The sequence below is a fragment of the Ruegeria sp. CH11 genome, assembly GCF_056537105.1.
On record NZ_JBQFQX010000011.1, the window covers coordinates 127,364 to 141,285 of the forward strand.

At 57.0% G+C, this 13,922-nt stretch carries 13 protein-coding genes; 12 read left to right on the forward strand and 1 reads right to left on the reverse strand.

Annotated elements, in window-relative coordinates; all coding sequences use genetic code 11:
• The first annotated feature begins 59 nt into the window (after positions 1-59).
• The 6 genes from ACR0LX_RS16505 to arsB all read left to right on the forward strand — a co-directional run bounded on the left by ACR0LX_RS16505 (position 60) and on the right by arsB (position 7,283).
• Positions 60-1,337 carry a 4-aminobutyrate--2-oxoglutarate transaminase gene (locus ACR0LX_RS16505; protein WP_480784656.1) on the forward strand — a complete coding sequence of 426 codons (1,278 nt, stop codon included), beginning with the start codon at positions 60-62 and terminating at the stop codon, positions 1,335-1,337.
• 2 nt (positions 1,338-1,339) lie between these two features.
• Positions 1,340-2,815 carry an NAD-dependent succinate-semialdehyde dehydrogenase gene (locus tag ACR0LX_RS16510; RefSeq protein ID WP_480784657.1) on the forward strand — a complete coding sequence of 492 codons (1,476 nt, stop codon included), beginning with the start codon at positions 1,340-1,342 and terminating at the stop codon, positions 2,813-2,815.
• A 352-nt stretch (positions 2,816-3,167) separates the two neighbouring features.
• Positions 3,168-4,001 carry an arsenate reductase/protein-tyrosine-phosphatase family protein gene (locus tag ACR0LX_RS16515; RefSeq protein ID WP_480784658.1) on the forward strand — a complete coding sequence of 278 codons (834 nt, stop codon included), beginning with the start codon at positions 3,168-3,170 and terminating at the stop codon, positions 3,999-4,001.
• The gene (locus ACR0LX_RS16520; protein WP_480784659.1) at positions 3,998-4,996 is read left to right on the forward strand and encodes an ArsJ-associated glyceraldehyde-3-phosphate dehydrogenase; all 999 of its coding nucleotides are present in this window, start codon (positions 3,998-4,000) and stop codon (positions 4,994-4,996) included. The genes ACR0LX_RS16515 and ACR0LX_RS16520 overlap by 4 nt, the downstream gene beginning before the upstream one ends.
• The gene (arsJ, locus tag ACR0LX_RS16525) at positions 4,993-6,258 is read left to right on the forward strand and encodes an organoarsenical effux MFS transporter ArsJ (protein WP_480784660.1); all 1,266 of its coding nucleotides are present in this window, start codon (positions 4,993-4,995) and stop codon (positions 6,256-6,258) included. The genes ACR0LX_RS16520 and arsJ overlap by 4 nt, the downstream gene beginning before the upstream one ends.
• Positions 6,255-7,283, forward strand: coding sequence for an ACR3 family arsenite efflux transporter (arsB, locus tag ACR0LX_RS16530; protein WP_480784661.1), 1,029 nt, complete (start codon positions 6,255-6,257; stop codon positions 7,281-7,283). The genes arsJ and arsB overlap by 4 nt, the downstream gene beginning before the upstream one ends.
• 30 nt (positions 7,284-7,313) lie before the next feature.
• Here arsB and ACR0LX_RS16535 read toward each other — a convergent pair whose 3' ends face one another.
• Entirely contained in the window at positions 7,314-8,255 is a 942-nt protein-coding gene (locus ACR0LX_RS16535) for a LysR family transcriptional regulator (protein ID WP_480784662.1), read from the reverse strand.
• 148 nt (positions 8,256-8,403) lie between these two features.
• Between ACR0LX_RS16535 and ACR0LX_RS16540 the strand changes: the two genes are divergently transcribed.
• The 6 genes from ACR0LX_RS16540 (at position 8,404) to ACR0LX_RS16565 (ending at position 13,794) form a co-directional block, all read left to right on the forward strand.
• Positions 8,404-9,420 carry a TRAP transporter substrate-binding protein gene (locus ACR0LX_RS16540; RefSeq protein ID WP_480784663.1) on the forward strand — a complete coding sequence of 339 codons (1,017 nt, stop codon included), beginning with the start codon at positions 8,404-8,406 and terminating at the stop codon, positions 9,418-9,420.
• 72 nt (positions 9,421-9,492) lie between these two features.
• Positions 9,493-10,071 carry a TRAP transporter small permease gene (locus tag ACR0LX_RS16545; RefSeq protein WP_480576364.1) on the forward strand — a complete coding sequence of 193 codons (579 nt, stop codon included), beginning with the start codon at positions 9,493-9,495 and terminating at the stop codon, positions 10,069-10,071.
• Positions 10,071-11,411 carry a TRAP transporter large permease gene (locus ACR0LX_RS16550; RefSeq protein ID WP_480576367.1) on the forward strand — a complete coding sequence of 447 codons (1,341 nt, stop codon included), beginning with the start codon at positions 10,071-10,073 and terminating at the stop codon, positions 11,409-11,411. The genes ACR0LX_RS16545 and ACR0LX_RS16550 overlap by 1 nt, the downstream gene beginning before the upstream one ends.
• A gap of 31 nt (positions 11,412-11,442) precedes the next feature.
• Positions 11,443-11,946, forward strand: a complete 504-nt coding sequence (locus ACR0LX_RS16555; RefSeq protein WP_480576370.1) for a universal stress protein — start codon at positions 11,443-11,445, stop codon at positions 11,944-11,946.
• A 21-nt stretch (positions 11,947-11,967) separates the two neighbouring features.
• Positions 11,968-12,354, forward strand: coding sequence for a nuclear transport factor 2 family protein (locus tag ACR0LX_RS16560; RefSeq protein ID WP_480784664.1), 387 nt, complete (start codon positions 11,968-11,970; stop codon positions 12,352-12,354).
• 36 nt (positions 12,355-12,390) lie between these two features.
• Positions 12,391-13,794 (forward strand): NAD(P)/FAD-dependent oxidoreductase, encoded by a 1,404-nt coding sequence (locus ACR0LX_RS16565; RefSeq protein WP_480576375.1) that lies wholly within the window; start codon positions 12,391-12,393, stop codon positions 13,792-13,794.
• The last annotated feature ends 128 nt before the right edge of the window (positions 13,795-13,922 follow it).

Below are 13,922 nucleotides of genomic sequence, written 5' to 3' on the forward strand. Positions count from 1 at the left end.
GCTATAGTCGCGCGATCAAACCAAAGGGGCTGTGGCCCTGGAACCGGAAAGGACGCAAGATGCTGAACGCTCAGATTGCTGAACGCCGCAATAACTCGATTTCTCAGGGTGTTGGAATGCAGACGCAGGTCTATGTCGACCGTGCCCAGAACTCTGAGGTGTGGGATGTCGAGGGTAAGCGATATATCGATTTCGCTGCCGGCATCGCTGTCGTGAACACCGGTCATTGCCACCCAAAGGTGCTGGAGGCCGTGCAGAAGCAGGCCGCCAATTTCACCCATACCTGCCATCAGGTCCTGCCTTATGAGAACTACATTCGTCTGGCAGAGCGTCTGAACGAGAAGGTTCCGGGCGATTTCGCCAAGAAAACCGTGTTCGTGACCACTGGTGCCGAAGCGGTCGAGAACGCCGTCAAAATTGCACGCGCCGCCACTGGACGGCCAGCAGTAGTTGCCTTTGGTGGTGCTTTCCACGGACGGACGTTCATGGGAATGTCGCTGACCGGCAAGGTACAGCCATACAAGGCGGGGTTTGGCGCAATGATGCCCGACACCTATCACGTTCCGTTTCCCGTCGAATTGCACGGCACCTCGCCCGAAGAGTCATTGGGCGCGCTGACCAAGCTGTTCAAGGCCGATCTGGACCCAGGCCGCGTGGCCGCAATAATCATCGAGCCGGTTCAGGGAGAGGGTGGTTTCTATCCCGCACCGGCCGAATTGATGCGCGGGTTACGCGCCTTGTGCGACGAGCACGGTATCGTGCTGATCGCAGATGAAGTGCAGACCGGCTTTGCCCGTACCGGTAACCTGTTTGCGATGGAGGCCTATGACGTCTCTGCCGATATCACCACTATGGCCAAGGGCCTGGCGGGCGGTCTGCCGCTGGCGGCTGTAACTGGCCGCGCCGAACTCATGGACGCCGCACAACCGGGGGGTCTGGGTGGCACCTACGGGGGCAACCCGCTTGGTATCGCCGCCGCCCACGCGGTGATGGATGTGATCGAAGAAGAAGACCTATGTGCACGCGCCAATGAGCTGGGCTCGCGTCTGAAACAGCGCCTGGAATCGATCCGCGCCCGCACGCCTGAAATCGTCGACATTCGCGGCCCCGGCTTCATGGTCGCGGCCGAGTTGAACACCGCCGATGGCAGTGCCCCAAATCCGGAATTGGCAAATGCTGTCCGCGCCGAGGCACTCAAGCGAGGATTGATCCTGCTGACATGTGGCGTATATGGGAACGTGATCCGTTTCCTTGCACCGCTGACGGTTCAAGACGAGATTTTCGCCGAGGCGATGGATATCCTCGAAGCCTCGGTCGACGCTGCCAAAGGAGCCTGAACATGCTGGATACCAAAGTGACAAAGCTGGACCTGAAGGATTCCAGCCTTCTGGAAACCCGCGCCTATATCAATGGCGAATGGGTCGAGGCCGAAGATACCTTTCCCGTTTTCAACCCCGCCACTGGTGACCTGATCGCCAACGTGGCGGACGTGACCATTGAGGGTACCACCGCCACGATCGACGCAGCTTATGCGGCAAAAAAGGAATGGGCGGCACAGACCGGCAAAGAGCGTGGGGCAATCCTGCGAAAGTGGTTCGACCTGATGGTTGAGAACGCCGACGACCTGGCCACGATCCTGACCGCCGAAATGGGCAAACCCTGGCCCGAGGCGCGCGGAGAGATTCTGTATGGCGCGTCCTTCATCGAGTGGTTCTCGGAAGAGGCCAAGCGTATCTACGGCGATGTCATTCCCGGCCACCAGCGCGACAAGCGCATTGTGGTGCTGAAGCAGCCCGTGGGTGTCGTCGGTTCGATCACGCCATGGAACTTCCCCAATGCGATGATTGCCCGCAAGGTCGGTCCGGCGCTGGCTGTTGGCTGTACATTTGTGGCCCGCCCGGCGACGTTGACGCCTCTGTCGGCTCTGGCCATGGCGGTTCTTGGAGAACGCGCCGGAATTCCGGCGGGTGTGTTCAATGTGATCCCGGGCACCGACAGTTCGGGCGTCGGCAATGAGCTGTGCACCAACGACAAGGTTGCCAAGATCACCTTCACTGGTTCGACCCGCGTGGGCCAGATCCTGATGCGTCAGGCGGCAGGCACCATCAAGAAGATGTCGCTGGAACTGGGCGGCAATGCACCGTTCATCGTTTTCGATGACGCAGATGTGGACGCCGCGGTTGATGGCGCGATGATCGCCAAGTTCCGTAACAACGGCCAGACCTGCGTCTGCGCCAACCGCATCTACGTGCAAGCGGGTGTCTATGATGAATTTGCGTCGAAGCTGGCCGAAAAGACCAAGGACCTGAACGTAGGCAACGGGTTTGGCGACGGCATCACAACCGGCCCGCTGATCAATGACGCTGCTGTTGCAAAGGTCGAAGAACATATCTCGGATGCTGTCTCGAAAGGCGCAACCGTCACTTTGGGTGGCAAGCGTTCCGAGCTGGGCGGTTCCTTCTTCGAACCCACTGTTCTGACCGACGTGACCACCGAAATGGTCGTCGCCAGGGATGAAACATTTGGCCCGGTCGCGCCGCTGTTCAAATTCGAGAACGAAGATGACGTAATTGCCATGGCCAATGACACCGAATTCGGTTTGGCGTCCTATTTCTACAGCCGCGATCTGGCGCGGGTCTGGCGTGTGGCCGAGGCGTTGGAATCGGGCATGGTCGGCGTCAACACCGGTCTGATTTCGACCGAGGTAGCCCCATTTGGTGGCGTCAAGCAGTCCGGCCTGGGTCGCGAAGGTTCGAAATACGGAACCGAGGATTTTCTGGAGATGAAGTATCTCTGCATGGGTGAAATCCGCTAAATCACGCTTAAAGCGAAAACAGAAACGGAAACGGACCAGGCCCAAGGCTTGGTCCGTTTTCGCTTTGCGGATGCAGTCGCCAGAAATGAAAATCCCTTGGTTCTGAGACAGGGGGTGAGCTCAAGGCAAGGGCGGCATGACCAGCGGCTCTTGCATGCTGGATAGCGTATTCCCCCAAGTATATTCATTCAAAGACAAATTGCGGGTGGAAGGGCCGCAAAATTTCGCGGAAACCTATTGGTCGGCTTGCCAGATGGACGGCGCCGCTTGACGTAAATTCCCCTGCTAAATTGGCGCTCGATCTGCAAATCGAGAGTTGAACAGTACAAGATATTTCAATAATCCATGAAATATGGAAACAGAAATCTCGAATCAGCTCTCCACGCTTGGACATCCGCAACGCCTTGAGGTGTTCAGAATGCTCATGCGCCGCTTTCCCGACCGCGTTGCGGCGGGCGATCTTTCTGCCGCGCTCGACATCAAACCCAGTACATTGTCGAACTACCTGAACGCGCTGCAACAGTCCGGACTGGTCTCGCAAGAGCGTTCGGGAACCTCACTGCTCTATTCGGCCGAGTTGGAGAATGTGCAGCAAATGCTCGGCTTTCTGCTGAACGATTGCTGCCGTGGCCGCCCTGATCTCTGCATGCCTCAGACTCAAGGAAAAGACGCCATGACGGATCGGAAATTCAACGTGTTGTTCATCTGCGTCGGAAATTCCGCGCGTTCCATATTTGCCGAGTCGCTGCTGCGAGATATCGCTGGTGATCGGTTCAACGTATATTCGGCGGGGACGATGCCGTTTTCCGCATTGAATCCCTTTGCTGTGCAAGTTCTGCGAGACAAGGGACATGACACGTCGGTTCTGCGCTCAAAGAACGTTGCTGAGTTTTCGGGCCCCGACGCGCCGGACTTGGATTTTGTATTCACTGTCTGCAACAAGGCCGCAAACGAAGAGTGTCCGGCATGGGAAGGTCAGCCGATCAGCGGCCATTGGGGCATGACTGATCCCGTCAAGGCCGAGGGCACGGATGCCGAAAGAAGCCTGGCCTTCCAGAACGCCTATGGCGCACTCAAGCGCCGGATTCAGGCGTTTTCGTCTTTACCGGTTGAAAGCCTCGACCGGATCGCTTTGCAAACTGCCGTCGATGAGATCGGCAGATCGACACCCGAGGACACAAGATGACAACCTACGCTTTGAACGGTCTGGGCCGGATGGGGAAGCTGGCGCTGAAACCGCTGCTGGACAAAGGCGCCGAGATCGCCTGGATCAACGACGCGGTCGGAGACCCAGAGATGCACGCGCATCTGTTCGAGTTCGACACCGTGCATGGGCGCTGGGACGCCCGTTTCGAACATGACGCCGACAGCGTTACCATCGACGGTACGCGTTTGCCCTTCGTCGGTACCCAGGACATCGGCGCGCTGCCGTTGGACGGTGTCGACGTGGTGATCGATTGCACCGGCGTCTTCAAGACCGAGGCCAAGCTGGCCCCCTATTTTGATGCTGGGGTGAAAAAGGTAGTAGTGTCGGCTCCGGTCAAAGACGGTCCGACCGCGAATATCGTCATGGGCGTCAACGAAGACACCTATGATCCTGCCAAGCACCACATCGTGACCGCAGCCTCGTGCACGACCAATTGTCTGGCCCCGGTGGTCAAGGTGATCCATGAAAACCTCGGCATCCGTCACGGTTCGATGACCACGATCCACGATGTGACCAACACGCAGACAATTGTAGATCGACCGGCCAAGGATCTGCGCCGCGCGCGCTCGGCGTTGAATTCGCTGATCCCGACCACAACCGGTTCGGCCACGGCGATCACATTGATCTACCCGGAACTCAAAGGGCGCTTGAACGGCCATGCGGTGCGCGTGCCGCTGCTGAACGCGTCGCTGACTGACTGCGTGTTTGAGGTCGAGCGGGAAACGTCAGCCGAAGAGGTCAACGCCTTCTTCAAATCCGCAGCCGAAGGGGAGCTGAACGGCATACTGGGTTACGAGACCCGCCCGCTGGTTTCGACCGATTACACCAATGACGAACGGTCTTCGATTATCGACGCGCCCTCGACCATGGTGGTGAACGGCACTCAGGTGAAGATCTATGCGTGGTACGACAACGAGATGGGCTATGCGCATCGTCTGGCGGACGTCGCGCAGATGGTCGGGGACTCACTGTGACACAAAGGCCCGAAGGCCTGTCGGCCTATATCGCAGTCACAGCAGCCTATTGGGCCTTTATGTTGACCGACGGAGCCTTGCGGATGCTGGTGCTGCTGCACTTTCATACCTTGGGGTTCTCGCCGGTGCAGCTGGCCTATCTTTTTGTACTGTACGAAATCGCCGGTATGGTAACCAACCTCGCGGCAGGCTGGATCGCAGCCCGGTTCGGGCTGACCTCGACGCTCTATGCCGGGCTGGGATTGCAAGTTGTCGCCCTGCTTGCGCTGACGCAACTGGACCCGAACTGGGCAGTTGGTGCTTCTGTCGCCTTTGTCATGCTTGTGCAGGGCGCCAGCGGCGTGGCCAAAGATTTGGCCAAGATGTCCTCGAAATCTGCTGTCAAATTGTTGGCCCCGGCCGAGGGTGGCGGATTGTTCCGTTGGGTTGCTATATTGACCGGTTCTAAAAACGCGGTGAAGGGGCTGGGGTTCCTGCTCGGCGCGGCCCTGTTGGCGACGCTGGGCTTCACGTGGGCCGTTTTGGTCATGGCCGTCGTTTTGGCATTGATCCTTGTTGCCGTCATGCTGTCCATGCCACCGGGTCTGCCCAAGGGGCGCAAAGGCGCGAAGTTCTCCGAAGTCTTCTCGAAATCCGCCAATGTGAACTGGCTGTCAGCAGCACGTGTCTTCCTGTTTGGCGCGCGGGACGTGTGGTTTGTTGTCGGTATCCCGGTCTATTTCTACGCGGTCCTGTCGGACGGCACCGAAGCCGGCAATCGCGCGGCGTTCTTCATGATCGGAACGTTCATGGCTATCTGGGTGATCCTCTACGGCGCGGTTCAGGCGAACGCGCCGAAAATCCTGCGCGCGTCTCAGCGCAGCGAGGGTGAACTGATCCAAGCTGCCCGGAACTGGGCCGCGGCTTTGTTCTGTATCCCTGCGGCGTTGACTTTAGCGGTACTGCTGTCGTCGGGCCCCCAGACTTGGTTGACCGTTACGCTGGTTTTGGGCCTGCTGGTGTTCGGAGCAATCTTCGCGGTGAACTCTGCTCTGCATTCCTATCTGATCCTGGCTTTCACGAAATCCGAGCGCGTGACGATGGATGTCGGCTTCTACTACATGGCCAACGCGAGCGGTCGTCTCTTGGGCACGGTTCTGTCCGGACTGACCTACCAGCTAGGTGGGTTGGCGTTGGTGCTTGGAACCGCATCGGGAATGGTCGCGCTGGCGGCGCTCATATCGGGCAAGTTGAACGCGCAGGATGTCGAGGCATATTCATGAGCATTTTCGAACGTTATCTGGCGGTCTGGGTCGCACTCGCCATGATAGGCGGCGTACTGATCGGCCTGGCTGCGCCCGGGCTGGTTGGGATAGTCGCATCAGCTGAGTTCGCCAGCGTCAACATTGTCGTCGCGTTGCTGATTTGGGCGATGGTTTATCCCATGATGGTCAGTGTGGATTTCGGCGCGGTGGCTGGCGTGGCGCGACAGCCAAAAGGGTTGATTGTGACGCTGGTGGTGAACTGGCTGATCAAACCCTTTACCATGGCGCTTTTGGCGGTGCTGTTTTTCGAGCATGTGTTCGCGCCGTGGATTAAGCCCGAAGATGCCGCGCAATACACTGCTGGCCTGATCCTGCTAGGCGCGGCCCCGTGTACGGCCATGGTCTTTGTCTGGTCGCAACTGACCAAAGGCGCCGCAACCTACACACTGGTCCAGGTCTCTGTGAACGATCTGATCATGGTCGTGGCCTTTGCGCCCATCGTTGCGTTCCTGCTGGGGGTCACCGAGATTTCGGTACCGTGGCAGACGCTGGTTATGGCGACAGTGCTTTATGTCGTATTGCCGCTGATCGCCGGACTGCTCACCCGACGCCGACTGGGTTCGCAACAGGCAATCGATGCATTCTCGGCAAGGGTGAAACCCTGGTCTGTCGTTGGATTGATCGCAACCGTTGTGATCCTGTTCGGGCTTCAGGGCGAAACCATCATCGCCAAACCGCTGGTCATTGTGCTGATCGCGGTGCCAATTCTCATTCAAAGCTATGGCATCTTTGCGCTAGCCTACGGGGCGGCCTATGCGCTGAAAGTCCCTCATCGCATCGCTGCCCCCTGCGCGATGATCGGTACCTCGAACTTTTTCGAACTGGCCGTGGCCGTGGCAATCAGCCTGTTTGGCTTGCACTCGGGTGCTGCCCTGGCGACGGTTGTCGGCGTATTGGTCGAGGTTCCGGTGATGCTGTCATTGGTCGCCTTTGCCAACCAAACCCGCGCGCGCTTTGACACGGTTCCGCCTTTGAGTCCTTGAGGTCAAGCCAGCTTAAAAGGGATTGTGCGGTCAACCTGTCTGTTCGACCTTGTCGCAGCCGTGTTCCCTGAGCAGTACATTCAGAAACAACTTCGCAACGCGGGTCGGCGCGGGTTGCTTTCTTGTCACCGCCGCAAACCGGGTTCGATATTGTATGTCTTCGGGCAGCACCTTCTTCATCAGCCCCTGATTGACAAATTCATGCGCAAGGTGATCGGGAAGGAAGCCCAGATAGCGGCCAGACAGAATAAGGATTGCCAGGGCTTGTTCGCTTTGGACCTTGGCAGCGCGCCGAAACCCCAGTTGCTGACCGACAATGAGGTTCGGAGAATTCACGCTGAGACCCGCATAGTTGAACTCTTGCAAGTCGTTCGGCGCAAAATCGCCGGTTGATTGGCGAAACAACGGGTGCTCTTCGCCGCAGTACAAATACATGTTCTCGCCATAGAGCGGCGCATAATGAAGGCTTGCCGACGGCCTGTGCAACGCGATGATTCCGACGTCCAGATGTCCGCTGATGACCATCGTCTCGATCACATTGGGCGGTTCCTGTGACAGTTCAATCTGTACCGCAGGCGCGGCCTCGTTGAATTTGTGGATCGCTCGGGCAAGCCGGGCTTCGGGGTTCGACGTGCATTGGTCAAAAAGCGCGACGCGAATGCTTCCTGCCATTTGTTGTTTGATTTCATTTACTTCAGTCCGGAACTGCGAAACTGAAATCAGCAGGTCTTCGGCCGCAAGCAGCACTTTCTGGCCGTCTTCGGTCAGCGAAAACCCCGATGGGCCGCGATTGCACAGTTTGAGATCAAGCCGAAATTCCAGATCGGAAAGGTGCTTTGAGATCGTTGACTTGCCGATGTTCAGCTCAACTTCAGCTGCCGAAAGACCTCCGCTTTCGACAACGGTTTTGAAGATCCGCAGCAGGCGGATGTCGGCATCTCCTATTCGGGTTGCAAGCTTGTCGTGTTTCATGTTCGATACCTGTGAAACCTTTCGCGCAAAGTTTAACAACGAAGAAACGTTTGCCGCAAGTTAGATTCGCGAGATCGAGGCAGAATCGGACTGGCCACTCTCCCCAGGTCGTCGCGCACCTTGAAAACTGAGAAATGGGAGGAAATCCATGTCATTTGTTACCAAGCTCGGCACCTTTGCCGCTGCGATGTCCACTGCTGCGCTGATGGTCGCAGGCGCGGCTGAAGCCAAGAACTTCAAAATCGCAGTCGGCGATAGCGGAGGCTCCAGCCAAGAGGCCACAGGTCTGGGCTTCAAGGCCGCCCTCGAAGAACTGTCGGGCGGCAAACATACCGCAACTCTTTTCCTGAACGGTCAGCTTGGATCCGAGCAGGATACCGTTAACGACGCGGCGATCGGCACGCTCGACATGTCGCTGCTGGCGATCAACAACATCACGCCTTTCTCGCCGACCGTCGGCGTGTTCACCCTGCCTTATGTTATCCTCAGTCTTGAGGATGCCGAGAAACTGACCCAGGGCCCCATTGGTCAGGAACTGACCGAGAACACAATCAATGACGCCGGTGTTCGCATCATTGCTTGGACCTACACGGGTTTCCGTCGCCTGACCAACTCGAAAAAACCGGTCAAGTCGGTTGCAGATCTTGAAGGTCTGGTCATTCGTGTTCCCAAAAACGAGATCATGATCGACACCTACAAATCCTGGGGTATCAGCCCGACACCGATGGCATGGTCGGAAACTTTTGCCGGTCTGCAGACCAAAGTTGTTGATGGTCAGGACAACCCTTACACCACCATTAACGCGATGAAGTTCTACGAAGTTCAGAAGTATGTGACGAATATCCGTTACATTTTCTCGATCGAGCCGCTCATCATCTCTGAGCAGGTGTTCCAGGAACTGTCCCCCGAGGATCAGGAAATCGTGCTTGAGGCTGGCAAAGCCGCGACCCAGGCATCTGCTGACTTCCTGCGCGCGAAAGAAGCTGAGATCAAAGAGATCCTGATCGAAAAAGGCATGGAAATCATTGACCCTGAGAACGACGAGGCCGAGTTCATTGAGCTGGCGACCACAGCCGTGTGGCCGAAGTTCTATGAAAGCATCGGCGGCGTCGAAAAGCTGAACGCCGTGCTGGCCGAAATCGGTCGTGAACCGGTTTCTCAATGAGCTAAGACCAAAAAAGGTCGATAAAGAAAGGGGGGGGCCTGAGGGTGCCCCCCTACAAAAAGGGAGGGTCAGATGTCAAAATTTTGGGGATTTGTAGACAACATCGAAAGCTATATCTGTCGCACTTTGCTGGCGTTGTTCGTTTGTTTGTTGTTTCTGCAGGTCGTTGTGAGAACTCTGTTCGCGTTCTCGTTTTCCTGGGTCGAAGAACTGTCGATCTACATGTTCGTCTGGTTCGTCTTCTTTGGGGCCAGTTATGCCGCGAAGATGGGCGCCCATAACCGAGTGACGTTCCAGTTTAAGTTCCTGTCACCGCGCGCGATCAAGTATATCGAAGCCTTTGCGGATCTCTTTTGGATCTTCTTCAACGTCGTTTTTGTCTATTTGGCGATCGATTTCATCTTCAACAAGATGAACCGGTTCCAGTCGTCGCAGACTCTCGGATTCCACCTGAGCTGGGTCTATATCGTCCTGCCTATCGCCTTCACTTTGATGACGATCCGGGTGATCCAGGTGAACTACCGAAAGCTTGTGCTGGATGAAGAGATGGTCGACCCGGATGCGATCGATCTCGATGCTGTTAAAGCCGAAGCCGAAAGTCACAGCCATAGCCATAGCGATGACACGTCCAGCTCTGAGGGAGAAAAGTAATGGGTGCTGAAATTATCCCACTGCTGTTTGGCGGATTTCTCTTTCTGCTGTTCATCGGTGCTCCGATCACCGTGGCGCTTGGCGTCTCGACTCTGATCACCTTCCTATATCTGGGTGAAAACCCGATCAAATTCGTGCAGATCGCCTTTACGTCGGTCGGGTCCTTCCCGCTGATGGCGTTGCCCGCCTTTATCCTGGCTGGTGCGCTGATGGAGGCATCGGGGCTGTCGCGACGGCTTATCAATGTCGCCGAAAGCTTTGCTGGTCCGTTTACCGGCGGTATGTCCGCTGCAACCGTCATGGCGTGTCTGTTCTTTGGTGCGATCTCGGGCTCTGGCCCGGCAACTACCGCCGCCGTTGGCATGCTGATGATTCCGGCCATGATCGATCGAGGCTATTCAAAAGGCTTCGCGTCGGCGATAACTGCCTCATCGGGCGGTCTGGGCATCGTTATCCCGCCTTCGATCCCGCTGATCATTTTTGGCATCGCCGCATTGGGTATGCCGCCCCCACCCGAGGCGGTGGAGGAGTTCGGCCAGTTCCAGACCGTTTCGATCCCGAAACTCTTCATAGCCGGATTTATGCCCGCCTTCCTGATCGCAGGCAGTCTTCTGCTGATGAACTATGTTCTTGCGAAAAAGAACAACTACACAGGCAGTACAGATGGCTGGTCAGCTCGCCATATGTGGTGCGAAATGTATCGCGGCTTCTGGGCGCTGATGGCTCCGGTGGTGATCCTGGGTGGTATCTATTCGGGCTATTTCACACCGACCGAAGCGGCGATCGTTGCGATCTTTTACACACTGATCGTTGGCGCGTTCATTTATCGGGAGCTATCGTGGAGCAGTCTGTTCGGCGCACTTGAAACCACCACCTGGCTGACTGGTCGGGTTCTGCTGATCATGTTCACCGCAACGGTGTTCGGGCGGCTTTTGGTCGAAAACCAGGTGCCGGCGGTGATTGCTCAGGGTATGTTGTCCTTCACTGACAATATCTATGTGATCTGGACACTCGTGATTCTGTTCCTGCTGTTCGTCGGCATGTTCATGGAAACACTGGCAACGATCCTGATCCTGGTTCCGGTGATGCTGCCGGTGGCCTATAGCGTGGGCATTGATCCGATCCACTTTGGTGTGGTCATGGTCTGTACGCTGGGCATCGGGTTCCAGACACCTCCGCTGGGTGAAAACCTGTTCATCGCGTCGGGGATTTCGAAGATCTCGATCGAAGAGATCTCGCTACGCGCCCTGCCGTTTGCCTTCATCAACACGGTTGCGATCTTCATCATCGCGTTCTTCCCCGAGATCTCGCTCTGGCTGCCGCGTGTGTTTGGCTACTAGGCGCGATCGAACGGAATAAGGAACTGAAACCATGAAACAAACAATTACGCAGATCCTTTTCGCGACAGACCTGTCGCGAAATTCCACCTACGCCCTAATGCACGCGGCCAGCCTGGCCGCGTCAACAGGGGCAAAGCTGCATGTTTTGCACGTGTCCGAGCCCCTTAGCGACGATGCGTTGATCACCTTGCGAATGTTCATGCAAGATACGGGCTCGCGGGCCGAGACCTTGAAGGCGCGCCATGACCACGTCAAGGCGGTGTTGACCGAACGGCAAAAGGCATTCTGGGCAGCTCTGCCCGAGGCTGATCGCGGTATCCAGGATCAGATCGAAACGATTGAGATCATCGACGGATACCCCGCCGAAGTGATCTTGCGACGCGCGCATGAACTGAATTGCGACCTGATTGTTCTGGGCGCTCATGACCACGGGTTCTCGCACACGTTCCTTGGCACGGTCGCCAAGCGAGTGCTGCGCCGTGCGGATATCCCCACGCTTGTCGTTCCATACCGGGACGACGGTAAAACCACCTAAACAACCACGAAAGACAAGACTATGACCAACACCCTCACCGCGCAGGACCTGGCGGATACGTTCGACGCGTTCAACCGTCACGATATTGACGGCGTGATGACCCATTTCGCCGATGACTGCGTATTTTATACCGTCGCCGGAGACGAGAAATACGGCAACAAGGTCGAAGGTGCCGAGGCCATAGCGGCCGCATTCTCGGGCGTCTGGGCCGGCATGAAAGACGCGCATTGGGATCATCACAGCCATTTCGTTCACGGTGACCGTGCCGTGTCGGAATGGACCTTTTCCGGCACCGATGCCGACGGCATGCGGATCGAGGCCGAAGGCGCCGATCTGTTCACCGTTCGTGACGGAAAAATCGTCGTGAAACAGGCGCTTCGCAAAACGCGCCCGATGTTCAAAGCCTGATCCGCCGCCCTGCGCGCAGCCTCGGAGAACACTGGAATGGTGGATAACAGTATCCCGCGTCACTGGCCCAAAACCAGTTACGATCCAAAATACGACCCGATCATCGATGCGGGTCCGGGTCACAATCGTGATCACGCACCAACTTATTGGATTGGAACCGCCGGAACCCCTCCGGCCGATGATGGCCCTGTATCCAGCGACATGGACGCAGACGTCGTTGTCATCGGCTCGGGCTACACGGGTCTGTCGACCGCCATTCACCTTGCCAAGGAACACGGCATTCAGGCCGTTGTCCTCGAGGCCAACACCGTGGCCTGGGGCTGTTCAACCCGCAACGGCGGGCAGGCGCAGATATCTTCCGGACGGCTGAAGCGATCGCAATGGATTCAGCGTTGGGGAACGGATGTAGCTAAGGGGATGCACGCCGAGGTCACCGAGGCGTTCGAACTGTTCAACGATCTGATTGCTTCGGATGACATTGACTGCGATCCGCAAACCGGTGGGCACTACTATATTGCCCATCGGGAAAAGGTCATGCCGTCCTTGAAGAAAGAGAGCAAGCTGCTGAACGATGTGTTCGGATATGGCTCGCGCATTATCTCTCGCGACGAGTTGCACGAAAGCCATGTGCGCGACATGGAGGCAACCGGAGCCATGTGGGAACCTGACGGGACCTGCATTCATGCTGGCAAACTTGCCTTTGGCTATGTCAACATGGCGCGTCGGTTGGGTGCAAAAGTGCATACAGGCAGCCCCGTCATGGGATGGGAAACTAAAGGCGGCGTCCACCATCTGCGCACGCCGGGCGGTATCGTTCGGGCCAAGTCTGTTGCTCTGGCAACAGCTGGTTACACGCCGCCGGGGCTGAATAATCGAACCAAGCACCGCCTGATGCCGATTCTGTCAAATTCAATGGTCACGCGGCCCTTGACGCAGGCAGAACTGGACGAATGTGGTATCCAGACCAAGTCACCGCTAACCGACACACGCACGTTACGGCATTACTATCGCCTGCTGCCGGATAACCGGATGCAGATCGGCAGCCGCAGCGCGGTCACCGGGCGCGACGCCGAGAATGACAAGCATCTGGCGCTGTTGAAAAAAGGCCTGACGCGGAAGTTCCCGGCACTGGAGGATATCAACCTCGATTACTCCTGGTGGGGTTGGGTCGATGTCAGCCATGACATGATGCCGCGCATTTTCCAACCGGATCCGGATCAACGCGTGTTCTATGCCATGGGATATGGCGGCAATGGCGTGATGTATTCGGCCCAGGCTGGGCGTCGCATGGCGCAACTTGTCGCTGGCCAGAAGGATAAGGCGTTCGAGCTGCCGATCTTCACCTCGCCGCTGCCAAGCCACGGCATCCTGACACCGTTTCGCCGTTTGGGTCAGCGTATGGCCTATGTCGGTTACTACCTCAGAGACGAAATACTGTAATTTACCAACGCTTTAGCGTCCCATAGAAGGAAACGCTCAGATGAGAATGACGACGGAAGAGGCCTTTGTTAAGGTATTGCAGATGCATGGTATTGAACATGCGTTTGGTATCATTGGTTCGGCGATGA

What these genes read in the sequence shown, in the direction of transcription:
- ACR0LX_RS16510 (WP_480784657.1), top strand. Translation starts at nt 1,340, where the DNA reads ATGCTGGATACCAAAGTGACAAAGCTGGACCTGAAGGATTCCAGCCTT.
- ACR0LX_RS16515 (WP_480784658.1), top strand. Translation starts at nt 3,168, where the DNA reads ATGGAAACAGAAATCTCGAATCAGCTCTCCACGCTTGGACATCCGCAA.
- ACR0LX_RS16545 (WP_480576364.1), top strand. Translation starts at nt 9,493, where the DNA reads ATGTCAAAATTTTGGGGATTTGTAGACAACATCGAAAGCTATATCTGT.
- ACR0LX_RS16565 (WP_480576375.1), top strand. Translation starts at nt 12,391, where the DNA reads ATGGTGGATAACAGTATCCCGCGTCACTGGCCCAAAACCAGTTACGAT.
- ACR0LX_RS16550 (WP_480576367.1), top strand. Translation starts at nt 10,071, where the DNA reads ATGGGTGCTGAAATTATCCCACTGCTGTTTGGCGGATTTCTCTTTCTG.
- ACR0LX_RS16540 (WP_480784663.1), top strand. Translation starts at nt 8,404, where the DNA reads ATGTCATTTGTTACCAAGCTCGGCACCTTTGCCGCTGCGATGTCCACT.
- ACR0LX_RS16555 (WP_480576370.1), top strand. Translation starts at nt 11,443, where the DNA reads ATGAAACAAACAATTACGCAGATCCTTTTCGCGACAGACCTGTCGCGA.
- ACR0LX_RS16560 (WP_480784664.1), top strand. Translation starts at nt 11,968, where the DNA reads ATGACCAACACCCTCACCGCGCAGGACCTGGCGGATACGTTCGACGCG.
- ACR0LX_RS16535 (WP_480784662.1), bottom strand. Translation starts at nt 8,255, where the DNA reads ATGAAACACGACAAGCTTGCAACCCGAATAGGAGATGCCGACATCCGC.
- arsB (WP_480784661.1), top strand. Translation starts at nt 6,255, where the DNA reads ATGAGCATTTTCGAACGTTATCTGGCGGTCTGGGTCGCACTCGCCATG.
- ACR0LX_RS16520 (WP_480784659.1), top strand. Translation starts at nt 3,998, where the DNA reads ATGACAACCTACGCTTTGAACGGTCTGGGCCGGATGGGGAAGCTGGCG.
- ACR0LX_RS16505 (WP_480784656.1), top strand. Translation starts at nt 60, where the DNA reads ATGCTGAACGCTCAGATTGCTGAACGCCGCAATAACTCGATTTCTCAG.